The sequence below is a fragment of the Thalassospira sp. SM2505 genome, from assembly GCF_054901115.1.
In genome coordinates this window covers 572,752-598,296 of sequence record NZ_CM142731.1, presented here as the reverse complement: position 1 = coordinate 598,296, position 25,545 = coordinate 572,752, and the positions used below count along the sequence as shown (strand labels likewise).

The 25,545-nt window shown below is 54.6% G+C and carries 27 protein-coding genes; 12 read left to right on the top strand and 15 right to left on the bottom strand.

Going from position 1 to position 25,545, the window contains the following annotated elements:
• Nucleotides 1-21: 21 nt before the first annotated feature.
• The 3 genes from ACTU44_RS02765 to ACTU44_RS02755 are packed head-to-tail and all read right to left on the bottom strand — an operon-like array spanning nt 22 to nt 3,053.
• Nucleotides 22-1,545, bottom strand: coding sequence for a tripartite tricarboxylate transporter permease (locus ACTU44_RS02765; RefSeq protein ID WP_114096508.1), 1,524 nt, complete (start codon nt 1,543-1,545; stop codon nt 22-24).
• 15 nt (nt 1,546-1,560) lie between these two features.
• Nucleotides 1,561-2,112 (bottom strand): tripartite tricarboxylate transporter TctB family protein, encoded by a 552-nt coding sequence (locus ACTU44_RS02760; RefSeq protein WP_114096507.1) that lies wholly within the window; start codon nt 2,110-2,112, stop codon nt 1,561-1,563.
• Nucleotides 2,109-3,053, bottom strand: coding sequence for a tripartite tricarboxylate transporter substrate binding protein (locus ACTU44_RS02755; RefSeq protein WP_114096506.1), 945 nt, complete (start codon nt 3,051-3,053; stop codon nt 2,109-2,111). The genes ACTU44_RS02760 and ACTU44_RS02755 overlap by 4 nt, the downstream gene beginning before the upstream one ends.
• A gap of 235 nt (nt 3,054-3,288) precedes the next feature.
• On the opposite strand from ACTU44_RS02755, the gene ACTU44_RS02750 reads away from it, so the two are divergent.
• Both ACTU44_RS02750 and ACTU44_RS02745 read left to right on the top strand, forming a co-directional pair.
• Complete coding sequence (locus ACTU44_RS02750; RefSeq protein WP_114096505.1) at nt 3,289-4,122, top strand: sulfite exporter TauE/SafE family protein; 834 nt, start codon at nt 3,289-3,291, stop codon at nt 4,120-4,122.
• 113 nt (nt 4,123-4,235) lie between these two features.
• Nucleotides 4,236-4,907, top strand: coding sequence for a FadR/GntR family transcriptional regulator (locus ACTU44_RS02745; protein WP_114096875.1), 672 nt, complete (start codon nt 4,236-4,238; stop codon nt 4,905-4,907).
• An 87-nt stretch (nt 4,908-4,994) separates the two neighbouring features.
• Here the strand turns inward: ACTU44_RS02745 and ACTU44_RS02740 are convergent, their stop codons facing one another.
• From ACTU44_RS02740 to ACTU44_RS02720, 5 genes are all read right to left on the bottom strand, one after another.
• Complete coding sequence (locus ACTU44_RS02740; protein ID WP_462096599.1) at nt 4,995-5,753, bottom strand: aspartate/glutamate racemase family protein; 759 nt, start codon at nt 5,751-5,753, stop codon at nt 4,995-4,997.
• Nucleotides 5,750-6,577: an ABC transporter permease gene (locus tag ACTU44_RS02735; protein ID WP_114096503.1), complete on the bottom strand. Its 828-nt coding sequence runs from the start codon at nt 6,575-6,577 to the stop codon at nt 5,750-5,752. The genes ACTU44_RS02740 and ACTU44_RS02735 overlap by 4 nt, the downstream gene beginning before the upstream one ends.
• Before the next feature lie 2 nt (nt 6,578-6,579).
• Nucleotides 6,580-7,437: an ABC transporter permease gene (locus ACTU44_RS02730; protein ID WP_114096502.1), complete on the bottom strand. Its 858-nt coding sequence runs from the start codon at nt 7,435-7,437 to the stop codon at nt 6,580-6,582.
• Nucleotides 7,438-7,567: 130 nt separating this feature from the next.
• Nucleotides 7,568-8,884, bottom strand: coding sequence for an ABC transporter substrate-binding protein (locus tag ACTU44_RS02725; protein WP_462096598.1), 1,317 nt, complete (start codon nt 8,882-8,884; stop codon nt 7,568-7,570).
• 41 nt (nt 8,885-8,925) lie between these two features.
• The gene (locus tag ACTU44_RS02720) at nt 8,926-10,011 is read right to left on the bottom strand and encodes an ABC transporter ATP-binding protein (protein ID WP_114096500.1); all 1,086 of its coding nucleotides are present in this window, start codon (nt 10,009-10,011) and stop codon (nt 8,926-8,928) included.
• Nucleotides 10,012-10,327: 316 nt separating this feature from the next.
• On the opposite strand from ACTU44_RS02720, the gene ACTU44_RS02715 reads away from it, so the two are divergent.
• Nucleotides 10,328-11,059: a GntR family transcriptional regulator gene (locus ACTU44_RS02715; protein ID WP_462096597.1), complete on the top strand. Its 732-nt coding sequence runs from the start codon at nt 10,328-10,330 to the stop codon at nt 11,057-11,059.
• Between the two features lie 178 nt (nt 11,060-11,237).
• On the opposite strand, the gene catB is transcribed toward ACTU44_RS02715, so the two are convergent.
• Complete coding sequence (catB, locus tag ACTU44_RS02710; protein WP_462096596.1) at nt 11,238-11,873, bottom strand: type B chloramphenicol O-acetyltransferase; 636 nt, start codon at nt 11,871-11,873, stop codon at nt 11,238-11,240.
• Between the two features lie 424 nt (nt 11,874-12,297).
• On the opposite strand from catB, the gene ACTU44_RS02705 reads away from it, so the two are divergent.
• Entirely contained in the window at nt 12,298-13,875 is a 1,578-nt protein-coding gene (locus ACTU44_RS02705) for an aldehyde dehydrogenase (NADP(+)) (protein ID WP_114096497.1), read from the top strand.
• A gap of 108 nt (nt 13,876-13,983) precedes the next feature.
• On the opposite strand, the gene ACTU44_RS02700 is transcribed toward ACTU44_RS02705, so the two are convergent.
• Nucleotides 13,984-14,433: a PaaI family thioesterase gene (locus tag ACTU44_RS02700; RefSeq protein ID WP_336079850.1), complete on the bottom strand. Its 450-nt coding sequence runs from the start codon at nt 14,431-14,433 to the stop codon at nt 13,984-13,986.
• A 299-nt stretch (nt 14,434-14,732) separates the two neighbouring features.
• On the opposite strand from ACTU44_RS02700, the gene ACTU44_RS02695 reads away from it, so the two are divergent.
• Both ACTU44_RS02695 and ACTU44_RS02690 read left to right on the top strand, forming a co-directional pair.
• Nucleotides 14,733-14,909: a hypothetical protein gene (locus ACTU44_RS02695; RefSeq protein ID WP_181850136.1), complete on the top strand. Its 177-nt coding sequence runs from the start codon at nt 14,733-14,735 to the stop codon at nt 14,907-14,909.
• Between the two features lie 92 nt (nt 14,910-15,001).
• On the top strand, nt 15,002-15,934 hold the full coding sequence (locus tag ACTU44_RS02690; protein ID WP_462096595.1) for a LysR family transcriptional regulator: 933 nt from the start codon (nt 15,002-15,004) through the stop codon (nt 15,932-15,934).
• A gap of 11 nt (nt 15,935-15,945) precedes the next feature.
• On the opposite strand, the gene ACTU44_RS02685 is transcribed toward ACTU44_RS02690, so the two are convergent.
• Nucleotides 15,946-16,746 carry a sirohydrochlorin chelatase gene (locus tag ACTU44_RS02685; RefSeq protein ID WP_462096594.1) on the bottom strand — a complete coding sequence of 267 codons (801 nt, stop codon included), beginning with the start codon at nt 16,744-16,746 and terminating at the stop codon, nt 15,946-15,948.
• Between the two features lie 111 nt (nt 16,747-16,857).
• Nucleotides 16,858-17,769: a LysR family transcriptional regulator gene (locus tag ACTU44_RS02680; RefSeq protein WP_336079846.1), complete on the bottom strand. Its 912-nt coding sequence runs from the start codon at nt 17,767-17,769 to the stop codon at nt 16,858-16,860.
• A gap of 165 nt (nt 17,770-17,934) precedes the next feature.
• Between ACTU44_RS02680 and ACTU44_RS02675 the strand changes: the two genes are divergently transcribed.
• From ACTU44_RS02675 to ACTU44_RS02655, 5 genes are all read left to right on the top strand, one after another.
• On the top strand, nt 17,935-18,636 hold the full coding sequence (locus ACTU44_RS02675) for a pirin family protein (RefSeq protein WP_114096874.1): 702 nt from the start codon (nt 17,935-17,937) through the stop codon (nt 18,634-18,636).
• A gap of 40 nt (nt 18,637-18,676) precedes the next feature.
• Nucleotides 18,677-19,147: a DoxX family protein gene (locus ACTU44_RS02670; RefSeq protein WP_114096492.1), complete on the top strand. Its 471-nt coding sequence runs from the start codon at nt 18,677-18,679 to the stop codon at nt 19,145-19,147.
• Nucleotides 19,148-19,304: 157 nt separating this feature from the next.
• Complete coding sequence (locus ACTU44_RS02665; RefSeq protein WP_114096491.1) at nt 19,305-19,778, top strand: response regulator; 474 nt, start codon at nt 19,305-19,307, stop codon at nt 19,776-19,778.
• A 17-nt stretch (nt 19,779-19,795) separates the two neighbouring features.
• On the top strand, nt 19,796-19,996 hold the full coding sequence (locus tag ACTU44_RS02660) for a response regulator (RefSeq protein WP_462096593.1): 201 nt from the start codon (nt 19,796-19,798) through the stop codon (nt 19,994-19,996).
• 45 nt (nt 19,997-20,041) lie between these two features.
• Complete coding sequence (locus ACTU44_RS02655) at nt 20,042-21,022, top strand: HDOD domain-containing protein (RefSeq protein ID WP_462096592.1); 981 nt, start codon at nt 20,042-20,044, stop codon at nt 21,020-21,022.
• A gap of 75 nt (nt 21,023-21,097) precedes the next feature.
• Here ACTU44_RS02655 and ACTU44_RS02650 read toward each other — a convergent pair whose 3' ends face one another.
• The 3 genes from ACTU44_RS02650 to ACTU44_RS02640 form a co-directional block, all read right to left on the bottom strand.
• Nucleotides 21,098-22,573, bottom strand: a complete 1,476-nt coding sequence (locus ACTU44_RS02650) for a sensor histidine kinase (RefSeq protein ID WP_114096489.1) — start codon at nt 22,571-22,573, stop codon at nt 21,098-21,100.
• 31 nt (nt 22,574-22,604) lie between these two features.
• The gene (locus ACTU44_RS02645; RefSeq protein ID WP_114096873.1) at nt 22,605-23,087 is read right to left on the bottom strand and encodes a putative pterin-binding protein; all 483 of its coding nucleotides are present in this window, start codon (nt 23,085-23,087) and stop codon (nt 22,605-22,607) included.
• A gap of 91 nt (nt 23,088-23,178) precedes the next feature.
• Nucleotides 23,179-24,357 carry an EAL domain-containing response regulator gene (locus ACTU44_RS02640; protein ID WP_462096591.1) on the bottom strand — a complete coding sequence of 393 codons (1,179 nt, stop codon included), beginning with the start codon at nt 24,355-24,357 and terminating at the stop codon, nt 23,179-23,181.
• Nucleotides 24,358-24,511: 154 nt separating this feature from the next.
• Between ACTU44_RS02640 and ACTU44_RS02635 the strand changes: the two genes are divergently transcribed.
• Nucleotides 24,512-25,480 carry a DNA-binding response regulator gene (locus ACTU44_RS02635; protein WP_462096590.1) on the top strand — a complete coding sequence of 323 codons (969 nt, stop codon included), beginning with the start codon at nt 24,512-24,514 and terminating at the stop codon, nt 25,478-25,480.
• Nucleotides 25,481-25,545: the final 65 nt, after the last annotated feature.

The window sequence follows — 25,545 nt, the reverse complement described above, 5'->3', positions numbered from 1 at the left end:
TGGAGTCTCCTGATCGTGGGCTTAATCGCCGTCTTGTTCATCGGTGGCAGGACGGTCTTTTTTACGCATCTTCAGAACCGAGCGAACGCTGAAGATAACAGACAGCAGGGCAGCAGCCAGCAAGACCGCCGAAATCGGACGGGTAAAGAATACAGTCCAGTCACCGTCACTCATCAGCGCGCGACGCAGGTTGGTCTCGGCGATCGGACCAAGGATCACACCAAGCACCAGCGGTGCCAGCGGGTAATCAAGCGACTTCAACCCGTAACCGACCAGACCGATCGCACCAAGCAGATAAAGGTCAGACACCCGGTTATTGAGCGCAAAGGCCCCGATCACACAGCAAATCATCACTGTCGGCACAATGAACTGCTTGGGAATGTCGGTCACGCGCAGGAACAGACGCATCGACAGCACACAAACCACCAGCATCATCAGCGAAGCCACAATCATCGCAACGAACATGCCATAGGCCAGATCCGCATTATCCATGATCAGACGCGGACCCACCGAGATGCCATGCACCATAAGAGCCGCCATCAGGATCGCATCAACCGCCGATCCCGGAATACCCAGGGCAATCATCGGGATCAGTCCGCCACCCGCCGTGGCAGAGTTTCCAGCCTCGGATGCGATCACGCCGTCCGGGTTGCCCTTGCCAAATTCCTCAGGCGTTTTGGAGCTGCGCTTGGCCTGGTCATAAGCCAGCAGGTTGGCAATTGATCCACCGGCACCCGGCAAGGCACCAATAAACACACCGATCAGCGACGAACGCACCAGATTGACCGGATGCATCAGAACTTCGCGCATCACAGCCCAGGTCTTGAATTCGATCACGTCGGGGATCAGTGCCCCCTTGGTGTCTTTTTTGCCGTGATCCTCAACCTCGCCCATCAGCTGGCTGATGGCAAAAATACCGATCAGGACAATCAGGAACGGCAGACCCGGCATCAGGATGTCGGACTCAAATGTAAGACGCGGGCGCCCCATCATCGGATCCGGCCCGATGGTCGCAAGACCAAGACCAATGACACCGGCAATCAGACCACGCATCAACGAGTTGCCCACAAGGCTTGCAACAATCGTCAGGGCAAACACGATCAGCGAGAAATATTCCCACGGACCAAGTTTAACCGCGATCAGCGCCAACGGCGGGGCGGCTACAATCAGGATGATGGTGGAAATCACTGTCCCGAAAAACGAAGCCCAGACACCAAGTGAAAGGGCGCGTCCCGGCTCCCCGCCGCGTGCCATCGGAAAGGCATCAAAGGTCGTGGCAACCGAACTTGGCGTTCCGGGAATACCCAGAAGAGCCGCACTGATCAGACCCCCGGTATAACCCCCGACATAAACCGACAACATCACCGAAACCCCCTGAAGCGGGTCCATGGTAAAGGTCAGCGGCAATGTCAGGATGATGGCCATGGTCACGGTAAAGCCGGGAATGGCGGCTGCGACGATCCCGGCCACGGAACCGATCAGCATGTAAATCAGGGTATCGAATGCGAAAACCTGATGGGCACCGGCAAGAAATGCATCCAACATGATCGTAAACTTCTGTTAGCCCGCGAACAGCACGCCGCGCGGGAGAAATACGTTAAAGACTTCTGCAAACAGCAGGTTCAAGCCAACCGAGAAAATCAGGGCGGCGACCACGGACTGAATGAAGGTCTTTTTCGAAATGCCTGCGATCATCAGCTGGGTGATCAGCAGAAAGACAAATGTCGCCAGCGAGAAACCGGCAAACGGCAAGACGGCAAGGTAGGCAACCAGCAAGCCGAACAGGGCGAAGGAGATCCTGCGAACCTTGACCCAGCCACAAAGTGCTGCGGCAAGACCATCAAGCTGTCCGGCCTTGCGAATGTCCATGACCGCGCGAATCGCTGAAATCAGGCACAGGCCTGCCAGAACGGCAAAGACCAGTTGCGGGAATGACCCGGCCCCCAGCGGTTCCCAGCGTGACGTCGGCAACTCACCCGCGCGCATCGACAAATAGACCGAACCAAGCCCGAAAACGACGTAGGAAACCAGCCGTGCAAATTCGGTCCTAGCACGAGAAGCAGCGGGTGCAAGTGCACCCGCTGCTGCTGATTTCTCAGACCCGCTCGTCATCCTGCGAGCTTGCCAACCAGACGATCAACCGTCTCGGACAGTTTGCCGAGATAGGCTTTGTAAGCGTCCTGACCAAGGAAAACAGCTTCGGAGCCGACATTCTTGATTTTGGTGCGAACGTCTTCGTTCTGCATGACTTTTTCAAGGTGGGCTTCAAGAGCGTCAGCAACATCCTGCGGGGTGCCCTTGGGCAGAACAACACCACGGGTCACAGCCAGATCAAGATCATGGCCCAGTTCCTTGAAGGTGCGAACATTCGGCTCGTCTGCGGTACGTTCCGGCATACCGACGGCAGCAAAGATCAGATCGCCATTTTCAACAAACTGACCGGCAGAGGATACGTCACCGATGGCAACATCAATGTTACCGCCAACCAGTGCACGGATACGCTGACCGGTACCTTCGTAACCGACATAGGAGAACTGGATGTCGAACGCATCTTCGATCATCGCCATGTGAAGATGCGGAACACCGGCAAGGGTCACACCGGCGCGAACCGCACCCGGATGATCCTTGGCAAAGGCGACCATTTCTTCAAAGGTCGAGAAGTTCTCGTTCTTGGAGAAGGTCAGATACTGCGGCGACGAGGTCACCAGCGCGATCGGCATGAAGCTGTCCCAGTTCAGGTCGGTGATGCCTGTACCATTGGAAATCAGCAAACCTTCATGGATCTGGGAAATGGTATAACCATCTGCCGGGCGTTTGGCGAATTCGGCCAAACCGATATTACCACCAACACCGGGCATGTTGATGACAGGCACTGCCTGACCAGTTTCCTCAGCAAGACCCTGTGCGACAAGGCGCATCAACGTGTCGCTACCGCCACCCGGGCCCCACGGAACAATGAATTCGATCGGTTTTTCGGGATAGTCCTGTGCCTGCGCTGGGCCTGCAATGGCGGCTGCCATCAGACCGGCGGCAACGGCAATCTTGCGGAACATCTCAGTGCCTCCTGATAAATGAACTGGATCAATCGAAACCAATTATTTTTTGGTTCCTTCATTTTGTCGACATATTGTTGTCATCGTAACTTTGTCTTCGCAACCCCAAAAACGCTAAACCACGCATTTTTCGCCTTATACGTGGCTTTTTTACGCAAAATCGTTGCCAAACAGTCCCGTCTGGCGTTAGTACAAATAGCAAATAACCGCAAAAATTGGTTTGGATTGGTTCGAAATGATTGAAATCGAAGGCACCATGAGCCTCTATCTGGTCTGGGGCGCTGCAATGCTGTTTGCCGGCGTTGTTGGCGGCATTATGGCGGGCTTGCTGGGCGTAGGCGGCGGGATTGTTATTGTCCCGGTGCTCTATCACTTTTTGACAACCATGGGTGTTGACGAGTCGCTCCGCATGCAGGTTGCGGTCGCCACCTCGCTGACGACAATCATCGCAACCGCCATTTCCTCGACCCGCAGCCATTACAAAAAAGGCTCGGTCGATATTGCCCTGTTGAAACATTGGGGCCCGGCCATTGTTGTCGGCGTCATCATCGGTACGGCCATTGGCGGCCTTGCCGATGGCCGGGTTCTGACCATTGTCTTTGCCGTTGTGGCTCTGCTGGTTGCCGCCAACATGATACTGGTCAAGGACCGTGAAACCGACGAGGCGAAAAACCCGCCCAAATCTGTCTGGGCGGTTCTTGGCGTTCTGGCGGGCAGCCTGTCTGCCATGATGGGGATTGGTGGCGGTACCATTTGCGTCCCCGTCCTGAATTTCCTCGGCTATGACATCCGCCGTGCGGTCGGAACGGCGGCGGCAATCGGCCTGATCATCGCCCTGCCCGGTACAATCGGATATGCCATGTCAGGTATCGGCGTAGACGGACGCCCGCCCTTCTCGATCGGTTATGTGAACGTTCTGGCAGCGGCCCTTCTGATCCCGATGACGGTTCTGTGCGCCCCGATTGGTGCGCGCATCGCACATACCATCCCGAGACGGGCACTGCGCATGTGTTTCGGCCTGTTTCTGGCGGTAACCTCTTTGCGGATGTTCTACGATCTGCTTAACTGACATCCAGTATCAAGACTTTGGATCCGAACCAGTCCTCTGGGAAATGGCACCTCGCAAGAATAGGTGCGGATTGGTTCGGAAACAGGGAACGCCATAAAAAAAGAATAGTGACCATGAATGACCTTGCGACCCACGGATTGGCTGAAAAGCTTAAATCCGGTTTTGCCCGCGGTGAATATGTCAAAGACGGCCGGGTAATCGCCGAACGCAATCTGGCCGAACAGCTTGACGTCGGACGCCGGGCGCTGCGCAAGGCGCTTGATCTTCTGGAAGCAGAAGGCCTGATCTGGCGTCGACAGGGACAAGGGACTTTCGTCGGCACCCCGCCAACCCCGCGGCTGCGCAAGCTTGAAGGCATTGCCACCAAAACCAGCCCGTTTGAAATCATGGAAGTCCGCCAGGAAATCGAACCATCCATGGCACGCTTTGCCGCCCTGCGGGCATCGCAGGCCGATATTGATGCGATGCGGATCATGGTAGATAACGCCGCCCGCGCCACCACTCAGGGCGAATATGAAAAGTGGGACGCAGCTTTCCATCAGAAACTGGCGGAATCGGTTAAAAACACCCTGTTTCTGGCCGTGTTCGAAGCCGTCAATGCCGTGCGGCGTGATGCGGCATGGGCACGACTGCGCGAAAGCAGCCATTCCGACAGCCTGATCAACGATCTGAGCGCCCAACATCGCGATATTGTCGACGCCATCGAACAGCGTGACCCCAAATCAGCCGAAGACGCGATGCGCCGCCATCTGGCACAGGTCGAACAGGCCCTTAAGCAAAGCTAGGCCCCAAGGCGACATTGATCCCCCCCCCCCAAAAAAAAACAGGCCCGCAATTTTGACGGGCCTGTCTGATTTACAATCCGGGCTGGCTCAGGGCTGCGGTGCAAAGCCCGCAAAAATGCCGTGATAACTTTTGCCCGGTGGCTTGGCATAGGCCCCTGCCTTGCTGGTCCGCAATCCCAGCATCGCCATGGCTTCGATCATTTTGACCGCCGCACTGACCCCGTCAATAACCGGCACACCAAGTTCCGCATGCAGGCGATCTGCAATGTCGGTCATACCCGCACAGCCCAGAACAATCGCCTCGGCATAGTCATGACGAAGGCAAAGCTCCGCCTGTTTTTTAAGCGCGTCATAGGCCACAGCCGCATTTGCACCCTCGAAATCAAGGGTTCTGACACCGGCCGCCCGCACCACGCATTGCGATACCGCCCCGTATTTCGACACCAGATGTTCAAGCGGACGCACCGAAACCGGCATCGGGGTCACAATCGCAAATCGTGACGCCACAGCGGCCGCCATACGAAGGGCTGCCTCGCACAATCCCATGACCGGCGCTGTCGTCAGGCATCGGGCGGCATCCACCCCCGTATCGTCAAAGCAGGCCACCACATATCCGCCAACCGGATCGGTCAGTTGTTCGGGTGCTGCTTCCAGATCACGGATCACGGAAAGCAATCCGACACTGGCAAAGGCCTCGTCGTAATATCCTTCGATGCTGTCGGGGCCAAATTGCGGATTAAGGGCAATGATACCGGTCTGTGCTGCCACAATCCTTTGCGCCTGATCGCCGACCTTTTTGGTAAATCCCGCCGAAAGGTTGGGATTGATAACAGCGATACGGCTCATGCTTTTTGCCCTTTGCGACGACGCATCAAAAGCACCGATCCCAACGCAATCCCGATCACCAGGAACGAGAATCCGGTTGTCACCGTGCCCAGCGCATAAAGAACCGGCGTGGTCACGTTTGTCGTCATGCCATAAATCTCAAGCGGCAGGGTATTAAGCGACCCGGCCGTCATCAGGGTGCGGGCAAACTCGTCATAGGAAAGCGTGAACGAGAACATCGCAACGCCAATCAGGCTCGGCCCGACCATCGGCAGCACCACATACTGGATCGTCTGCCAGTTGCTTGCCCCAAGATCGCGCGCGGCTTCCTCATAAGACGGATCGAACCGGTTAAATACCGCAAACATGATCAGAAGCCCGAACGGGAAGGTCCATGTCAGATGCGCCCCAAGGGCGGATGTGAACCATTGCGGTTGCCATTCAACGATATTGAACAGCAATCCGATCCCCAGCGAAATCAGGATCGATGGCACAATCAGACTGGCAATCGCCAGATAGAAAATGATGCTGTCACCCCGGAACCGGCGACGAAATGCCAGACCAGCCATGAATGAAACCACGACAGTCACAATCATGACAATCAGGCCGAGTTTGAGCGATCTGGTAAAGGATCCGCCAAAATCGCCCACCGCCTGCCGTTCAAACAGGTTGCCAAACCAGTGGAATGAAAAACCGTTCATCGGGAAGGTCAGACCACCATTCTCCCCCTGGAAGGACAGAATGAAAATGGTCAGCATCGGCCCATAAAGGAACAGGACGAACAGGGTGAAAAAGGCTGCCAGAAAATAGAAACTTGTCGGACGCCGTTCACGCGTTTTGGCCATGATCACAGCTCCTTCCGGATATCAACAAGGCGCAAAAGCCCGACCACAATCAGCAATACCGTAATCAGGAGCACGACCGCACTGGCCGCCGCTGCGGGATATTGCAAAAGCCCGATCTCGTTGGAAATCTGCAAACCGACCGACGCACTTTGCCCGCCACTCATCAAACGGACCGTGATGAAATCGCCCATCACCACCGTGATCACAAAGATTGATCCGATGGCAATGCCCGGCTTGGACAGCGGCACAATCACCGAACGCAGGGTTTCAAACCCGCTGGCACCGGCATCACGCGCCGCCTCAATCAGGGAACGATCAATACGCATCATGGAATTGAAAATCGGCACAACCATGAACAGGGTATAGAGATGCACATCTGCCAGCACGACTGCGAAATCGGAAAACAGAAGGAACTCAAGCGGTTGATCGACAATTCCCAGATTGAGCAGTGCCGAATTCAAAAGACCATTGCGGCCAAGGAACGGAATCCACGAAATCATGCGGATGATGTTTGATGTCCAGAACGGGATCGTGCACAGCATGAAAAGCACGATCTGCCAGGTCAGACTGCGCACATGGAACGCCAGAAAATAGGCAACCGTAAAGCCGATCGACAGGGTAAAGACCCAGGTCAGCGCGGCATATTTCAAAGTATTGAGATAAATCTTCCAGGTCACGGAAGACCCCAGCAAATAGCTGTAATTATCCAAAATGAAGTCGGGCAGGATCCGGTATTCGTCATAGTCCCAGAAACTGACAATCACGATGGTCAGCAACGGAATGACAAGAAAGATCGCAAAGATCGCCGCCATTGGCGTGATCAGAAAATAGGACGATCGTTTGGACGTATCAAAAGCCATTGCCTGTCCCTAAAAGCTCTGTCCCTGAAAACCTGCCGCATGAACGGAATAGTCGGGCAACTGAAATTTATTAACCGGGGGTGCCGGGCGCGGCCAGAACCGCGCCCGATCAATGTCTTTTCTCGCGCGCTTAGGCAGCGATGAATTCGTTCCACTTGCGGACCATGTGCTTGTTCTCGTCCATGACAGAGTTCCAGCACGCGACCGAGCTCATACGCTCTTCATAGGAACCGCCATCGCGAACCGCGCCGGCTTTCTCCATAACCTTGCCTTCGGGGCTGAGGATATCGCCCTGTGCAGCCTTGCCTTCCATCCAGAAGCCCCATTCGTCTTCGGACATGAACTTCTTCGCGGTTGCCGGTGCGGCGCTGTAGTAACCCTGACGGTTAAGATACGCACCAACCCAGCCCGACAGATACCAGTCGATATATTCGTAAGCAGCTTCAAGCTCGAGACCCGAAAGATGCTTGGCAAGACCGATGCCGCCGCCCCATGCACGATAGCCTTCCTTAAGCGGCTGATAGGTGCATGCGATGCCTTTGGAACGCACGGCGGCAACTGCCGGGGACCACATGGACTGAATGACAACCTCGCCAGACGCCATCAGGTTGACCGACTCATCGAAGCTCTTCCAGAAGGCGCGGAACTGACCGGCTTTCTTGGCATCGATCATGACTGCAATGGTCTTGTCGATTTCTTCCTGGGTCATGTTGCCCTTGTCGCCATAGGTGACTTCGCCCATGGCTTCACACACCATCGCCGCATCCATGATGCCAATCGACGGAATGTTGAGGATCGATGCCTTGCCCTTGAATTCCGGGTCAAGCAGATCGGCCCAGCTGGTGATCGGACGACTGATCAGGTCCGGACGAATGCCAAGCGTATCGGCATTGTAAATGGTCGGGATCAGGGTCATCCACTGGGTCGGAGCCGACGCAAATTTGACGCTGTCTGCACCTTCGACAAAGCCGACGGTATGCGGGGCAGTACCCTGTGCAATTTCTGAATCCGGGGTCAGCTTGCCATCGATGAACAGCTTGGAAATATATTCGTAGTTTTTCAGCTTGGTGGTGTCCATCGGCTGCATGGTGCCAGCCGGGAAGACCTTCTTACAAATCCAGTATTCGATATCGGCGATATCAAACGAGTTCGGCTGGGTGACCGCACGCTGGGCAACGGCATCCGAATCAAGGGCGGTCATCTGAAGGGTGAAACCAAGGTCTTCCTTGACCTTGTCGGCAACCGCGTTGATGTTCGAAACGCCCGTACCGAACTGGCGCAGGGTCACATTCTTGATGTTCTGCGCCCAGATGGTCGGGAAACCGGTGATGGCACCAGAACCGATGGCTGCACCCGTAACAGCGGCTGCACCCTTAACAAAACCGCGGCGCGATACACCGGTATCGCTCAGCAAATTCTTCCTGGATTTCTTGGTCTCGATCGTCATGTGAAGCACTCCTGATAGATTGTTTTGGTTTGGTTGGTTATTTAGGCCAGAACATGTGCATGTTCGGGCTTCCAATAGGCGATGAATTTGTCCTGTCGCCTGACTGGCGCCTGCCGAAATTCGCTTTCGGTCTTCATCAGGGTTATTTCCTTGCCGTCGCTTGTGGTAGCAACGATCCTTACCCAAAGGCCGAGATACTCGACCGTGGTGATCTCGACAGGGATTTGCCCGTTTTGGGCCTCTTGCGGGGCCGTTTCATCCAGACCGATCAGGTCGGTACGGATGGTAAATTCAAGTTCCTCGCCCGCCTTGCCATCGGCAAAGCCCGGCAGGAAAAAGCTGTCTGGTCCACGCGCAAGCAGGGTTCCCGCCGGACCGGATTCAGAAACGGTGCCTTTGAAGATGTTCTGCCCGCCCATGAAATTGGCAATGAAGCGCGACCGCGGCTGATTGAAGATTTCCTGCGGTGTGCCTTTCTGGCGGATGATGCCGTCTTCCATCACGACAACCATGTCCGACAACGCAAGCGCCTCGTCCTGGGCGTGCGTGACATGGACAAAGGTAATGCCCAGTTCCTGCTGAAGGCGGCGCAACTCGTCGCGCATCCGTGCCCGCAGGAACGGATCAAGGGCCGAAAGCGGCTCATCAAGCAGCAAAACAGACGGTTCGGTAATCAGCGAACGGGCAAGCGCAATGCGCTGCTGCTGACCACCAGAGAGCTGGTCGGGCTTGCGATCTGCAAATTGCTCCATCTGGACCCGGGCCAGCATCTCTTTGGCCCGATCTTTACGATCCGATGGGGAGACACCTTGCATCTTGAGGCCAAAGGCAACGTTCTCCGCACAGGTCATGTGCGGGAAAAGCGCATAATTCTGAAACATCATTGCGGTGCCGCGTTTGACCGGCGGCAGTTCGGTCACATTGCGGTCCCCGATCAGAAGATCGCCCTCGCTGATCACTTCGTGACCGGCAATCATGCGCAGCGTCGTCGACTTGCCACAGCCCGACGGGCCGATCAAACAGCAATACGCCCCTGCCGGAATTTGCAGGTCAATGGATTTGACCGCCTGCGTGCTGCCATAGAATTTACTGACAGCAATTAGTTCGATGGCTCCGTTGCCCTTCATCCGCTCACCCGTCACTGCATGCAAAATTGTTAACAATCCTGTTGTCGATTGCAGGCAAAATGCGTGCCAATTGTTTTTATTGGCAGTTTTATGCGGGAGTCACCGGTAATCGGGCTGTATAGGGCAGAGACGCTGCGTGTTTTATGCCCATTAATTGTTCAAATTTTACGCATACCGATTTTATTGGGCATTTTACATGCAATTATTTGGCAAGATCAAAATCCGTCGGACGCGATTTTCTGTTGTCTAGATCGTCAACAATTTTGTAGAAAGAAACCATCGCGCGAAAACATGAACGACGGAAAGCATCGTCACGATGGCCAAGGCCGAAGAAACCGGCACCTATAAAGGCAGCGGGAAGCTGCGCCCGGAGGAAATGATCTATCAGGAAATGCTCGACGCGATCCTTGATCGCCGTCTCGAACCGGGCATGAAACTGGTGGAAGAAGATCTGGCCCAGACCTTTGGCGTCAGCCGTGCGCGCATTCGTGCAACATTTCTTCAGCTGGCCCATGACAAGCTGATCAATCTTGTTCCCAATCGCGGTGCCTTTGTTTCCGAACCGACCATAGACGAAGCCATCGAAGTCTTTTCCGCCCGACGCATGATCGAGGACGGCGTTGCCCGCAAGGTTGCCCTTGGCATGACCGACGAACGCGCAGCCCAGATCAAAAGCCATCTTGATCGCGAACATGATGCCCATCATCGCGGCGATCACCGCGCCGCCATCATCCTGTCGGGCGAGTTCCATCTGCTTTTGGCCCGACTGACCGGCAATCTGGTGATCGAGGAATTTCTTGAACGCCTGATCCTGCGCACATCACTGATCATTGCGATGTATGAAAGCCCGCACCCCGTTGATTGCTCGCACACCGAACATGACGAACTGCTCAAGGCGCTGACAAGTGGTGATCCGGATGTTGCCGCAGCGGAAATGTCACGCCATCTTGATGCCATTCGTGACCGCCTGCAGCTTCAGCGCCCCAAACCGGGCAAGACCGATTTCGCCAGCATCTTTGGCCGCACGCCAAAATCCGCAGCCAGCTGACCACCAAAAGCCCGCCATCCCGATACTGTCACCGATTGCAGTGATCCACACCTGTCACGCGTCATTTGCGATGCGTATCAGGTGATTTCCTTTTCGACCTTGTTGGGTATTCCAGGTCCTAAGGTAAAAAGTCTGATGATTGGGAAAGGCGCGAAAATCCCGCCTTTCCCTGTCGCGGTCAGACCGCCCGTGACGTCTGCCAATAGGCATAAAGACCTTCGATGTCACCTGACGTCAAAAGCGTCATGGCCGCCCTGATCTGATCAAGATCCCAATGCCACCATGCCATTTCCAGAAGTTTTCTGATGTCGTCATCGGAAAATCGTTTGCGAATAACCCGCGCAGGATTGCCGCCAACAATGGAATATGGTTCGACATCCTTTGTTACCAAGGCGCGCGAACCAATCATGGCCCCGTCCCCGATCTTGACACCTGGCATGATCATCGCTTCTGCCCCGATCCAGACATCGTGGCCGATAACGGTATCACCGGCAGGCTGATAGGCACTTTGCGCATCGGAAAATGCAGGCTCTTCGTCCATAAAGAAGAATGGAAAGGTCGATATCCAGTCGTTCCGGTGCCCCTGATTACCCGCCATCATAAAGACAGCCCCCGTACCGATGGAACAGAAGCTGCCGACAATCAGTTTGTCGACATCATCGCGATCCGGCATCAGGTAGCGGGCACAATCATCAAAGCTGTGGCCATGGTAATAGCCGGAATAATAGCTGTAACGCCCAACGACAATATTCGGATTGGTAACCTGTTCGGATAGGAGCTTGCCCTTGAACGGGCTTTGAAAATAGTTCGTCATGATAAATCCATTTTACGCCAGCACTTGGCTGGCGATGTCGCCTGCGTGGACAGGCAGCACTGTGACCGACATAATGTCGGCCGCGAAAATGGAGCAGATTGCTGTGTTAACCGACTGAATTAATTATTACAAGTCGTATCGGCCATAAGATTGTATAAAATATTCGACGCACTCTCCGTGCTCTGTTAATGTCTGCCCATGCAGCTTCCGCAGCGGCGCCGCAGTATTATAATATTGTATGATGTTTACATCTGTGGTCCGGGAAACTAAGCTGCGCTCAGTTTATCAAGGCTGCGCCATTTGGCCTGTCCGTTCGAGGCAATCCACGCATAGGAGTCGCGGATTGGTTTCGATCATCCGGACAGGTCAAAGAGCATTGCGCACGCCCCGTCAGGCACAGGACATAACCCCACAGGAGACCCACATGCTTAGTGGACAGCATTATATCGCAGGCGAATGGATCAACGGCCCGGATGTCTTCCAGGCTGACAATCCGTCAACCGGCGAGAAGCTCCCGACCAAATTCCAGCACGGCACCGAAGAAATCGTCAATCAGGCGGTCGAGGCCGCACAGGCTTGCGCCGAAGAATTTGCTTCGATGCTGCCGGCAAAACGCGCAGAATTCCTGCGTGCGATTGCAGATGAAATTGATGCCCGTGGCGATGCCATCACCGAGATCGGCAATCTTGAATCTGCCCTGCCTGCTGCACGCCTGACCGGCGAGCGCGGCCGTACCGTTGGCCAGCTGCGTTTCTTTGCCGACTGGATCGAAGAAGGTTCATGGTTCGAAGCGCGTATTGAAACCGCACAGCCTGATCGTCAGCCGCTGCCAAAGCCTGACATCCGTGTGATGAACAAGGCGCTAGGACCGGTTGGCGTGTTTGGCGCGTCCAACTTCCCGCTGGCCTTTTCGACCGCAGGCGGTGATACCGCATCCGCCCTTGCTGCGGGTTGCCCGGTTGTTTTCAAAGGTCACGCCGCCCATCCCGGCACGTCCGAACTGGTTGCCAAGGCAATTGAAGCTGCCGTGATCAAAACCGGCATGCCCAAAGGTGTGTTCAGCCTGATCCATGGTGGCACGCGCAAGGTCGGTCAGGCACTGGTTGCCCATCCGCTGATCAAGGCCGTCGGCTTTACCGGTTCGACCGGTGGCGGCCGTGCGCTGTTTGACATCGCCGTTTCCCGCCCGGAACCGATCCCGTTCTATGGCGAACTTGGCTCGAACAACCCGGTCTTCCTTCTGCCCCAAGCCATGGGTGAAAAGGCTGCCGACATTGCCAAGGGCTGGGTCGGATCGCTGACCATGGGTGTTGGCCAGTTCTGCACCAATCCGGGTCTTCTTATCGCACTTAAGGGTGCTGATCTTGAAACATTCGTTGAAACCGCCGCAGCCGAACTTGGCCAGGTTGGCGGTGCGGCGATGCTGACGGATCGCGTCTCAAGCGCCTATCACGAAGTGACCGACGCCATGAGCAAACATGCCAGCGTCACCTGCCCGCTGAAACGTCGCGATAGCGATGGCAAATTCGAAGGCAGCCCGGCGATCTTCCGCACCACCGCTGCCAACTGGAAAGCCAATCCGGAACTGGCCGAGGAAATGTTTGGCCCGGCGGGTATCATTGTCGAATGTGACTCGGTTGCCGAAATGGTTGCTTTGTCAGCAACCCTGATCGGTCAGCTGACCGCCACCATCCACATGGTTGATGCCGATGCCGATACCGCAGCCGCTCTGCGTCCTGCACTTGAAAAATGTGCCGGTCGTATTCTGATCAATGGCTGGCCGACCGGTGTTGAGGTCTGCCATTCCATGGTTCATGGCGGCCCATACCCGGCAAGCACGGATTCGCGCGCAACCTCGGTCGGGTCGCTGGCGATCAAACGCTTTGTCCGTCCGGTTTCCTATCAGGCCTTCCCGGATGCATTGCTTCCGGCACCGATCAAGGATGCCAACCCGCTGAACATTCCGCGTCTGGTCAATGGCAAATGGCAGATGCCGAACTAGGCACCCGCTACCCACAAAACAAAAAAGGGCGCGTCCAGATCGGGCGCGCCCTTTTTCATTGATTAAACCCAACGATCAATCCGGGGGCTTGGCCAGCCGGTCACAAAATCAGCTATCGCGCGGAACGCCTTCGATGCCCTCGCTGCCACGGTGATATTTGAAGGTCCCGGTTGCCGTTCCGATCACTTCGCCATCAGCGTTATAGGCCTTGGCCTCGGTAAAGACGATCTTGCGTCCGCCGCCCTGTCTGGTCGCGACCACGCGCACCACACCCTTCTTTGCCATGCCAAGGAAATTGGTGGTCAGCGACAATGTCAGCGTCTTGCGGACATTGCCCGGCACCGAACAGAAGCAGACAGAATAGCCAGAAGCGGTATCAAGCAGGGTCATCAAAACACCCCCATGAAGAATACCGGCGCGGTTAAGATGGTGGTCTTGCAGCTCAAGCTCGATCACTGCATGATTTTCCGCCCATTCCACCAGCCGATAACCAAGATGGCCCTGCAAGCCGCTGCCATGGGCCTGTTCAAAGTCAAGATTTTCGTCAATTCCGGTCATGTGGCACTACCCTGTGATCAATTTATGCCAGCTATAGCAGATATACCTGTGATGCGAAAACCTGTCGGTGAGTCGCAGTGATATCGGTGGAAACCTGTCTTGAAAATGCCGCTGCAAGGTGATTTGCGCAATCTCATTGCGCAGTGCAACATTGAATAAGCATTCATTTACAATGCACTAACTACATCGTTCTCCAAACAAGAACGGGATAGCGGTGAAACGAGAATAGTGCGCGCATCCGCCGTTTGGTATCACTGAATTCATCGCAAAGACAGATGATGTCGCAAAGGATCAGAGCCATGACCACGATTGCTTACAAAGACGCAACCAGCATCGAACGTGAAGTCCGTACCGGCTGGTTCACCAGCTTCCTGCAGGCCCTTCAGGTTGCCGTAATCATGAAAGCATCCCATGCCAAAACCCACGCAGAACTGACTGCGGACTGGAACAAGGCATGGCGTCAGGTTCAGGGTTAATTACCCTGTTTGAGGCGGGTGCGACGATCTGCACATCACCGCACCCTATCATGCCTCTTGACGCTTCGGGCTGAACCACCGACAACGGTTCCATGCAAAAGTTTGATATTGTAACCATCCGGCTTTTCGTCGCCATCGTGCGTGCGGGAAGCATCAATGAAGCCGCCAGACGTGAACATATCGCGACGTCGGCTGTATCCCGACGCATTGGCGAACTTGAAGCCATGCTGGGTGTCAAACTGCTGCGCCGCTTGCCGCGCGGGGTCGAACCGACCGAAGAAGGCGCGATCTTCGCCCGATACGGCGAAAAGCTTCTGGGCGATCTGAACCATCTTTCCAACGAACTTCGCGACTTCAATGTCGGTGAAAAGGGCAAGATCTATCTTGCGGCTGTCACCTCGGCCATTCTGACCGGACTGCCGTCCTTTCTGGCCGATTTTGAACGTGACTTCCCCCACATCACGGTTGATGTCCGCGAACTGACATCGCGCGAAAGTGCCGAGGCCGTTCGTGAAGGCCGTGCCGATCTGGCGATTCTGGCCGATAACAGCCCGCTTGGCGATCTGGCCCATGATGTGTTTTGTGATGATCCGATCTGGGTCGTCACCCCAAAGGGCCATCCCCTTATTCCCGATACCGCCAATCCGAAACCGGTCAAATTCACCGAAGCCGCCAAATACGACATCATTTCCCTGCATGAAGGCGGGGTCATTGATGACCTGATTTCCGAGGCTGCCTCAAGGATGAAGATTGATATGCACCCCCATATCAAGGTGGTGCGTTTCGGGTCCCTACGACAGATGATTGCCGCAGGCCTTGGCATCGGATTTTTGCGCAAAAGTTCGGTCGCGGGCTATATCGGGCATATGAATATCGCCGGTGCCCCGATTGCCGATGACTGGGCCAAGCGCCAGTTGCTGATTGCCCATGACGGCGATGCGACACTGACCAGTGCTGCCCGCCTGTTCCGTGACTATCTTCTGAAAAAATCTGCGGAAACCAGTTTCAAACCGGTTCTGGGGTAAATCCCGATATCTCAGGCTGATCTGGCCATCCGTTCGGCCCAGATATCCCCGCCAGTCGGGCCAAGCGGCACCGCAAGGCCGCCAAATCGTGCTACATGACGCTTGGCCTCGGCCAGAACCAGATCCGGCAATTCCGCCCATTGACCGACCGGCGGCAGGATTTCAATTTCCTCGCCTGCACGGGCATTGATCAGTTCGGGCAAATCCTGGCGCGCATGTGTACCACCACCGGCCAGCATCGGGACAATCACCGCCTTTTTGCGCGATGCAATCGTCCGCCAGTCTGCAAGCGACGGATGGCCTTCGATATTGCCAATACAGATTTCGGCCCCACCGCACAAACGCCCGACCTGATCGCCAAAGCGAACTGTTTCAGGCAGGGCTGCTGTCAGCGTCTTAAGACCATGGGGCACCAGAAACACAGATGTTTCGCCTGATGCCCAACCACGTCTGGCCATTGCGACCATGGCTTTTTGTGCGACCAGATCATCAAATCCCGGCAGATTAAGCGCCGGCGGAAGAATGACCGCATCGCCAAGCCCGGCACGTTCAAGATCGCGCGGCAATTCTTCAAACACCAGATAGCCTTCGCTGAAAAACAGCGGAAAGACGATCAGGCGTTCGGCATTACCCGCATGCACAAGCCGGTCAAGCTGATCAGGAAGGGACGGCTGGCTGCGCATATAGCCATGCGTCACCGGACCATTCCAGTCAGGCGCGACTGATCGGGCAAGATCGCCTGCCGGATCACCGCCATTGCCGCTATTGCCGTGCGACACCATCATCAATGTTGGCATTTCAAAATCAGACATCTCGTCCAACCCGCTATGCGTCCTTATGGAAAACCTAATATCCCATACGCAAGATGCAAGCTTCCGGATTGCTACAAAATCGCAAACACCACCTAATTTTCGCAGTGTTACCTATTGCACCAGATCCCAGTGCGGCTGTCCGCCAAACCGGTCATGCATGAAATCCACGAGCAAACGGATGCGCGATGAAAGCTGTCTGCTGGGTGGATAAAGAAGATACAGAAAAATCTCGGGCGGAGTGTAGTCGCACAAAACTGTGACAAGACGGCCCGTCTGCAACTCCGCCCCGGCGATGAAAGTCGGCAACTCCACAAGCCCCAAGCCGGCAATCGCCGCATCACGGAGCACCTCGGCATTGTTACAGCAAAACACACCATTGACCTGCACGGATACCGGCCCGTTTGGTCCGGTCAGTTTCCAGGTCGATCCGGCGGGTAGATTGCCGTAATGCAAACAGGGCAAGGTCGCGAGGTCACTGATATCTGTTGGCTCGCCATTTTTGTGCAGAAAATCGGGTGATGCACAAATCACGCGCCGGATCGGGATGATTTCGTGATCAATCAGGGCCAGTGTTTCGGTTGGCCGACTGATGCGCACGGTCATATCAAAACCGTCTGCAACCGGATCAATAAAATGATCGTTCAAGGCCAGTTCGACACGGATTTCAGGATACATGCGCGCAAAATCGACAAGTGCAGGACCAAGATGCAGGGTTCCGAACGACATCGGCGCATTGATGCGAATATCACCTGCCGGTTTTTCCTGATTCTCGCGAATGGATTCCTCGGCCTCATCCAGATCGGTCAGAATGGCTTTGGCGCGCTGATAAAAGGCCCGACCACTTGGCGTGACCGATACGGTGCGTGTTGTGCGGTTCAGCAACTGCACACCAAGATCATCCTCAAGGGCGACCACCGCACGGTTGACCTGTGATCGTGATTGCCCGATGGCCCGTGCGGCTGCGGCGAAGCTTCCCTGCTCAACCACGCGAACAAAGCTTTGCAGACTGACCAGTTTATCCATGGATAATCTCTCTGTTCGGGGTCGTTACGGCACAGGTCGCGCACCACAATGGCATGCCAGATTGTCGCATATAGTGCAACACTGTGGGCATAATTACGTTAATTGTCTCATTTTATGAAAAGGGTAATCTGTCTCCAACAGCAAACAACCTCGTTGGAGGCAAACATGATTATCAAAGTAGATGCAAACACCCGTGGCCGCGCACAGTTTGGATGGCTTGATTCCAACCACACCTTTTCGTTCGGTCACTATTATGATCCCAATCGTATGGGTTGGGGACCGCTTCGGGTGATCAACGAAGACCGTGTGATTCCCGGTGCCGGTTTTGACACCCACGGCCACAAGGATATGGAAATCATTTCCTATGTTCTTGATGGCGCCCTTGAACACAAGGACAGTATCGGAAACGGATCGGTGATTCGTCCGGGTCGCCTGCAGCGCATGACCGCAGGTACCGGTATCCGTCATTCAGAATATAACCACTCCAAAACCGATCCGGTTCACTTCCTGCAAATCTGGGTTATCCCCGAAGCTGCCGGACTGGAGCCGGGCTACGAGGAAAAGGAAATCGCACGGCGCGATACCGGTTCGGGTCTGAGCCTGATTGGCAGCCGCGATGGTCGTGAGAATTCCATCACCATTCACCAGAATGTCGATCTGTATGTTGCGCACCTTAACGATGGCGAGACCGCACAGCACAGCATCGAAAAAGGCCGCATCGCCTGGATTCAGGTGGCCCGCGGCAGTCTTAAAGTAAATGGCGAAACCCTTAATGCCGGTGACGGTGCCGCAATCAAGGATGAAGACGAACTTGTCTTCTCTGATGCCGACAATGCCGAAGCCCTTGTTTTTGACATGGTGGCCTGAGCCGCGAAGACCGCGCTCCCCCATCCCCAGGAGAAGAATTATGACCTCGCTTACCAGTGACAAACCCCGTTCGATCATCCCTGCCATTGGCAATGTTACGTCCGCCCTTCAGCCGCTTGCCCCTGTGATTATCCGTGTAACCACCGGCCTTCTGATGGTTCCGCACGGCGCACAGAAACTGTTTGGTGCCTTTGGTGGCTACGGCCTTGAAGGAACGGCTGGCTGGCTTGAAAGCATCGGCTTTGCTCCGGGCTTCGTCTTTGCCCTTCTGATCGGCCTTCTTGAATTCGTTGGCGGCCTGATGCTGACAGTCGGTCTTCTGACCCGTCCGGTTGCTGCTGCTGTTCTGGTCTTTATGGCTGTTGCCGTTTCGACCCACCTGCCAGCCGGCTATTTCTGGAACAATGGCGGTTTTGAAATGCCGCTGATGTGGGGCTTGCTGGCCCTGACCGTTCTGATCCAGGGCGGTGGCAAATTCTCGATCGATCGCAAGATCGGCTACGAGTTCTAGGCCTCGTCTCCCTTAACTGCAGACTTCAAACGGGTTGCCTTGAAAGCAGCCCGTTTTTCTTTTTGATCCTCATATGGGGATATTGAAATTCTCGGAAACAGACAAAGATTAGGATCAACACATTTGGTCTTCATCACAGAGCATGTCAGCAACACTCATGAACACCGCCAGACAAAGCAATAGCCAGAATGACATCGAAATTGCCGACGGCCTGCAGCGATGCAAGGGGGACAACGCCCATCGCAAAGCCAATGACCAGAAACGTTTTCTGATCGTCGATGACAGCATCGAGGTGCGGTTTTCCATTCGCCGGATGTTGCGCAGTGCCGGGGCAACCCATGTGGATGTCGCCGAAAATGGCGAAGCGGCCCTGCAAATGATGACCCAGATGGCGCGCAAGCAATCCTCCTATGACGTCATAATTCTTGATTACATGATGCCGACCATGTCGGGCATTGAAACGCTCTATGAAATCAAGCGCCGCAACATCAAGAATTCCGATCAGACCCGCAAGATCATGCTGACCGGGTTTTATGATCAGGACGTGGTGCGCGAAGCCAAATCGGTTGGTGCTGCTTTTGTCCTGTGCAAACCTTGTGACGCTGCAAGCCTTACTGCCGCCATTTCATAATTCACCACGGACGCAACATGCCCGAAAACGCTTCGATAATATTTGTCGACGATGATCCCAATGTTCTGCGCGGATTGCGTCGACGCATGATGGGACAACGCCCGAGCTGGTCGCTGCGTTTTTATGAAAGTGCCGAACAGGCCTTGGCGGGTATGGATGAACAGGAAGCCGACGTGGTGATTTCCGACATGCGCATGCCATCGATGGATGGGGCCTAGTTCCTGCGCATTGTCTCCCGACGGTTCCCGCAAACATCGCGCATCTTGCTTTCTGGCTATGCCGATGAAGTCGCCATTCAGAATGGCACAGCCGCGACCCAGCATTTCCTGACCAAACCATGCAAGGATATCGACATCATCCATGCGGTCGAACGAGGCCTGATCATGCGGCGATATCTGCGTGATCCGTTGCTGGTTGACTTTCTGGGCCAGATTCCCGACGACCTTGTATGGCCTGCAACCTTTCAGCGTCTGCATACAATCTTGCAATTCACCGGCCCCAAAAGCCGCGACGAACTGACTGAATTTGCCTGTGATTTTCCGGTTCTGACCGCGCTTGGCCTTGAACTGGCGCGTCGCGAGAAACTTGTCGAACCCGACAGTTTCCCCGACCTGATCGGGCTTGTGAAACTACTGGGCATTGAAACCATCAAGGCACTTTGCATTCTGTGGTCCGAGCTTGGTCAGCCTGACAGTTTTGATCCAGATGAAATGGATATCGCGCTGCATCGACCGCTTGTTCTTGGTCAGATGGCCGCAAATATCGCCCGTTTGCAGAAACTGCCCTTTGAAACGGTCGATCAGGTCCGTGCCGCTGCCTTGCTATGCCATATCGGTGAAATCATCATTGAACGTGTCATGCCTGAGGGCTATCAGGCCAGCCGTGAGCGGGCCGATCGTGATGAATGCGACATCATTTCCGCCGAAATTGCCGAAATGGGGTTTGCCCATCCTGCTGTGTCGGCCTGTATCTGTGCCTATTGGGGTTTCCCGCATGAAGTCGTGGAAGAAATTGCTTTCCACCACCGCCCGGAAGCCGCACCAACCCGGAACTCACGGGCATTGCTGATTGTCTATGCGGCACAACATTTTGCCCGCATCGCAGGCGTGGACGGCGAAAAACGTGCACGTAAATATGATCTTGCCAGCACCTTCATATCCCGCTGTGGTGCCGAGAATATCTGGCCGATCTGGCAACAGGCCTGCATTGAAAACCACATCCCGCGCATTCACGACCTGTCGTAATCAGGATCCAGGGTAGCTGCCCCTGGATCCTCGTCACTCTCATGATATCAGTCTGATTAAAGAGGTGTGGGTGATCTAGCGCAGCAACGCGCTCAGATCACCCGGTCCCTGGGTATCGTTTGGTGCGGAATGCCCGACATAGGACGGATTGAACTTGGGCAACCGGATCACAAACTCTGCACCGTCGATATAGTCGTCGGACAATGTCAGATCGCCGCCGAAATCGTCCTGGATCAGCTTGCGGCAAATCGGAAGCCCCTGCCCGGTGCCAACCCCGCGCTCTTTGGTCGTAAAGAAATAGTCAAAGATGCGGTCGCGCAATTCTTCGGGAACACCCGTTCCGTTATCGCGCAGACGGATATAGACATTGTCTGCATCAGAGGTCACAGACAATTCAATCCTGCCCCTGCGCTGACCGGTTTCCCGAATCGCCTGCGATGCGTTGACAATCAGATTGATCAGCGCCTGAGACAGATGGTTGCGCCGCCCATTAACCTCGGTCACATCCGACTGGATGTTCACATCAAGATCGGCAATGTGTTTAACCTGGTTGCGCGTCAATGTGATGGCGGTTTCAATTTCCTCGGTGATGGAAATCAGTTCGATCACATCATTGGCCGGATGGGCAAATTTGCGAATGCCTCTGACAATTTCGGCAATCCGTTCCAGCCCCTGAATGCTTTCATCAATGGCAAGCGGCACTTCCTGTACCAGAAATTCGATCTTGTTTTCATCATAATCAAGCTTTGCCGACGGATCGGCCTTGCCACGCCGGACCGCATCAACCAGACCGGAAAAACTGTCCGACAGGAATTCAAGATTGTTCTGGATATATTGTGCAGGCGTATTGATTTCGTGTGCGACACCGCCTGCCAATGTGCCCAATGCATGCATTTTGGAATAGTCGGCAGCCTCTTCGATGACTTCCTGTTCCTGGCGGGCTTTCTGGGCTGCGATATCGGCGGCAAAAACGCGCTGGCGCTGCCGGATCATGAAACCGCCCAGAACCGCAATCGCAACAACCCCGACAAAGAAAAGATAGGTCAGGATTTCGATATTGCGCTTAACGCTGCGAATGTTTTCGGCATTATAGACCGATACAAAATTCGTTGTTCGCACCACGGCCTGTTGCAGTGGTTCACCCATCGGTTCAAGCAAACGGTAAAGTTCTTCAAGCTTGGTTTTCAAACCATCGGCATTTGCCATTGCCCGGTCAATTTCATCAATCCGGTCCTGCAGACTATTGATGGAAGCGGTGACCTCGGGGACGGAAAACAGCACTTTGAAACCTTCGCCATCGCGTAAAAGGAAAACGCGACTGACCAGAATTTCATATTCAAGCATGATTTCTTCGAAGGCATCCTCATCAAGCCCCGACCGGCCAAATGCAGCTTCGATATCACGCTGAATCAGAAAATACTGGCGCTGGATCTGAAAAACGGCCCAGACGAAATTCTCGCGATAGGTGAACCGCTCGTCTTCAAGCTGTCGGACAATGGCCGCTGACAGGACCGCATACAGACCGACAAACAGGACCAGTACGATGAACATGGTCCTGCCTGACCGGTTGGAAAGAAAGTCCTTAATTCTTTGCATCAACCGACTTCACCTGCCAGACGGAATATGACCAATAGGTATCGGTCTGGAAGCGGACATCCTTGTCATAGGGAAACACGACCCAGAACGGACCCTTTTCCCGGACGGACATTTCGGCGTCATTAAGGTGATAGGCCAGAATGGCCTCGTCACTGCGCAACACATTGGTCGGCACGATGACGCTGTAATCATTCAGGGCTGCAACACGCACCAGTTCGGCATCAAGCCCGTAGGTATCAAGCAGCAGCTTGAACGATACGCCCTTGAACTTCTGGACACCGTTGGTCCAGGGGGTCGATGTGTAAAACTCGCTTGCCGGCATTTCCATGAGCTTGTCCATGGAAATCCTGACCACCTCGCCGTCGGGTTTTGTCACTGTCAGAGTGCCACCGGCAAAGGCCGGCATCGCAAAAAAGCCAACCATCGTGACCACAAGTGCAACCAACTTCACATAGCGCATTTGTTTCATATCCATGCTCCCTTACATGCTTCAAAAGTGGCCCCAGCATGTTGATTTAACAATAACTAACGGGTGATTTTATGCAAACAGTCAATCACCCCTAGGCACTTATCTGCGTCTTTGTTCTGGCTTCCCAGACATCAAGTGGCACCGGGCTGCCCAGATGGAAGCCCTGCATTTCGGTAATGCCATAGATTTGCAGTTTTTGAGCGACCTTGTCGTTCTCGATCCCCTTGGCAGAAATCGAAAGCCCCATTTTCGAACAGACCTGTGCGATCCATTCGACAAAGGCATCGTCAAGGAAATCAGTCATCATTCCGGCCACCAGATCACGATCAAGCTTGATGCCGGCAAAGATTTCGTGGCGCAACAGTTCCAGCGAATTGTTCCCCGAACCGAAATCATCAATCAGAAGCGCAATCCCCCGTTCGCGCAGACGCGCTGCACTTGCCAGAAGATCATGGTCATCGGGTGCCACCTGATATTCGGGGACCTCATAGGTCACAACAACGCCACGCATCCGCATTTTTTCATAGAAACGAATAACCAGATCGAGGAATTCCGGCGTCTTGAGCGAATAGGCCGAAAGGTTGACAGCCAGATTGCAGCTTTCCCCCAGAAGGTCGCGATAGCGCGGGGCCTGATCGATCATGATCGCCATCAACTGGCTTGTCAGACGATTGATCACCGGATGATCACGGCAGGCTTCGAAAATTTCATCAATGCCGAACTCTTTTTCCAGCGACGGAATCCGGCACAGAACTTCCACCCCGCACAGACCAAGGTCACTGGCACGGAAACGCGGTTGCAGAACGGTATAGAAATCAGAGCGGTCAATGGCGGCATTGACCATCATGGGGGTGACACCTTTGCGCGGCTTGGGCACCGGCTTGCTGGTCATGATCACGCGGTCAATAGCGTCTTTCAGAACAGCAACCGAAACCGGTTTGGCAAGAACGCGCGTCACCATTGCCTGATTGATCGCCTCGCGCAGTGAAATGCTTGAAACATTGCCAGACAGCAACATGCGACTGACCATCGGCGCCATGCGCGCGGCCTGTTTCAGGAAGGAGATCCCGTCAAGAGTAGGCATCACCAGATCAGCAATAATCAGGTCGGTCCGGTCGCGATTCTGCGACAACCAGTCCAATGCTTCCTGCCCATCTGAATAGGTGACGAATTCAAAGCTGGTCGAAAGGGTGCGACGCACCGCTGCCAACAGCTTTTCATCATCATCCACCATCAAAATGACGGGACGTTTTTTACTGACCACATCCATAAATGGACAACTCCGGTATGCTCTGAAATCTAGGGTATCTTGTTGGGCCCTCCAGCAAATTTGCAGCTTGTTTACAAGCCGGGGCTTTGAAGGATCACAGAATAGTGTCAGACTGGCTTCGTCCAATATCCCCATTTGTGGAGGGCACTTTTTAATGACTGAAAAACCGCCGGTGCGGATTGCCTTTGTTGACGATGACGAAAACCTTCTGTCATCTCATCGGCGCAACTTTGCGCGCTTGCGACCCGGCTGGGATGCGGTCTATTTCAATGATCCCTTCATCGCGCGCGATGCCATTTCTGCTGATCCGGCTATTGGTGTCGTTATCCTTGATATTCACATGCCCGGCATGTCGGGGCTGGAACTGGCCGCCGAATTGCGCACACTGCGCAGTGATCTGATCATCGTGATGCTGACGGGATATGCCGATCTGCAATCAGCACTGCTCGCGGTCAATGAGCTCGGCGTCTTTCGGTTCTATCCAAAACCAACCAACCTCCAGACCATTCTCGAGGGATTGGAAGGCGAGATCGCAGCCCGTCAGGGCCATGTTGAAGAAACCCTGCCGACCGACTTTCTTGATCTGTTTGAACTGGGCGTGGTTGCTATTGATGACACGCTTTCGATCCTGCATATGAATGCCCAGGCGGCTGAACTGATGCGCGGGTCATCGCTTGTGCGCTCCAGCAGTCAGGGGCGCCTGATCATTGAACCGGTGCCCGACGGACTTGCCGGTTTTCTGAACCCGCCATCAAACATGGCCCCGCGTGACCATCAAAGCTATTCGGTTGAGCGCGACGGGGAAAAGCTTTCGGTTCTGGTGCGGCGCATCCCCAAAAAGGCCGCTGGCACAGCAACCTTCATGGTTATTCTGGTCGATCCGGCAAAACAGAAACCGCCTGCGATTGATGATCTGATGGATTTGTTCGGACTGACCCGCTCAGAAGCCAAACTGACCCAGAAACTGGCCGAGGGACTCGCCCTTGATCAGGCGGCCGAACTTGTCGGGATATCGCACAGTTCGGCCCGAACATATCTTAAGACCATCTTTTCCAAGACCGGCGTCAATCGCCAGCCGCAACTGATGAAGACGGTCCTGTCTTCAATCCCGTCCCTGCGCTGACCTTTCGGAAAATCAATAGAAACAATATCCTATCGACCAAGGACCATTACATATTTACTTGAAAA

Coding starts and splice junctions, on each gene's coding strand:
- ACTU44_RS02765 (WP_114096508.1), bottom strand. CDS start 1,545: ATGTTGGATGCATTTCTTGCCGGTGCCCATCAGGTTTTCGCATTCGAT.
- ACTU44_RS02760 (WP_114096507.1), bottom strand. CDS start 2,112: ATGACGAGCGGGTCTGAGAAATCAGCAGCAGCGGGTGCACTTGCACCC.
- ACTU44_RS02755 (WP_114096506.1), bottom strand. CDS start 3,053: ATGTTCCGCAAGATTGCCGTTGCCGCCGGTCTGATGGCAGCCGCCATT.
- ACTU44_RS02750 (WP_114096505.1), top strand. CDS start 3,289: ATGATTGAAATCGAAGGCACCATGAGCCTCTATCTGGTCTGGGGCGCT.
- ACTU44_RS02745 (WP_114096875.1), top strand. CDS start 4,236: ATGAATGACCTTGCGACCCACGGATTGGCTGAAAAGCTTAAATCCGGT.
- ACTU44_RS02740 (WP_462096599.1), bottom strand. CDS start 5,753: ATGAGCCGTATCGCTGTTATCAATCCCAACCTTTCGGCGGGATTTACC.
- ACTU44_RS02735 (WP_114096503.1), bottom strand. CDS start 6,577: ATGGCCAAAACGCGTGAACGGCGTCCGACAAGTTTCTATTTTCTGGCA.
- ACTU44_RS02730 (WP_114096502.1), bottom strand. CDS start 7,437: ATGGCTTTTGATACGTCCAAACGATCGTCCTATTTTCTGATCACGCCA.
- ACTU44_RS02725 (WP_462096598.1), bottom strand. CDS start 8,884: ATGACGATCGAGACCAAGAAATCCAGGAAGAATTTGCTGAGCGATACC.
- ACTU44_RS02720 (WP_114096500.1), bottom strand. CDS start 10,011: ATGAAGGGCAACGGAGCCATCGAACTAATTGCTGTCAGTAAATTCTAT.
- ACTU44_RS02715 (WP_462096597.1), top strand. CDS start 10,328: ATGGCCAAGGCCGAAGAAACCGGCACCTATAAAGGCAGCGGGAAGCTG.
- catB (WP_462096596.1), bottom strand. CDS start 11,873: ATGACGAACTATTTTCAAAGCCCGTTCAAGGGCAAGCTCCTATCCGAA.
- ACTU44_RS02705 (WP_114096497.1), top strand. CDS start 12,298: ATGCTTAGTGGACAGCATTATATCGCAGGCGAATGGATCAACGGCCCG.
- ACTU44_RS02700 (WP_336079850.1), bottom strand. CDS start 14,433: ATGACCGGAATTGACGAAAATCTTGACTTTGAACAGGCCCATGGCAGC.
- ACTU44_RS02695 (WP_181850136.1), top strand. CDS start 14,733: ATGACCACGATTGCTTACAAAGACGCAACCAGCATCGAACGTGAAGTC.
- ACTU44_RS02690 (WP_462096595.1), top strand. CDS start 15,002: ATGCAAAAGTTTGATATTGTAACCATCCGGCTTTTCGTCGCCATCGTG.
- ACTU44_RS02685 (WP_462096594.1), bottom strand. CDS start 16,746: ATGTCTGATTTTGAAATGCCAACATTGATGATGGTGTCGCACGGCAAT.
- ACTU44_RS02680 (WP_336079846.1), bottom strand. CDS start 17,769: ATGGATAAACTGGTCAGTCTGCAAAGCTTTGTTCGCGTGGTTGAGCAG.
- ACTU44_RS02675 (WP_114096874.1), top strand. CDS start 17,935: ATGATTATCAAAGTAGATGCAAACACCCGTGGCCGCGCACAGTTTGGA.
- ACTU44_RS02670 (WP_114096492.1), top strand. CDS start 18,677: ATGACCTCGCTTACCAGTGACAAACCCCGTTCGATCATCCCTGCCATT.
- ACTU44_RS02665 (WP_114096491.1), top strand. CDS start 19,305: ATGAACACCGCCAGACAAAGCAATAGCCAGAATGACATCGAAATTGCC.
- ACTU44_RS02660 (WP_462096593.1), top strand. CDS start 19,796: ATGCCCGAAAACGCTTCGATAATATTTGTCGACGATGATCCCAATGTT.
- ACTU44_RS02650 (WP_114096489.1), bottom strand. CDS start 22,573: ATGTTCATCGTACTGGTCCTGTTTGTCGGTCTGTATGCGGTCCTGTCA.
- ACTU44_RS02645 (WP_114096873.1), bottom strand. CDS start 23,087: ATGAAACAAATGCGCTATGTGAAGTTGGTTGCACTTGTGGTCACGATG.
- ACTU44_RS02640 (WP_462096591.1), bottom strand. CDS start 24,357: ATGGATGTGGTCAGTAAAAAACGTCCCGTCATTTTGATGGTGGATGAT.
- ACTU44_RS02635 (WP_462096590.1), top strand. CDS start 24,512: ATGACTGAAAAACCGCCGGTGCGGATTGCCTTTGTTGACGATGACGAA.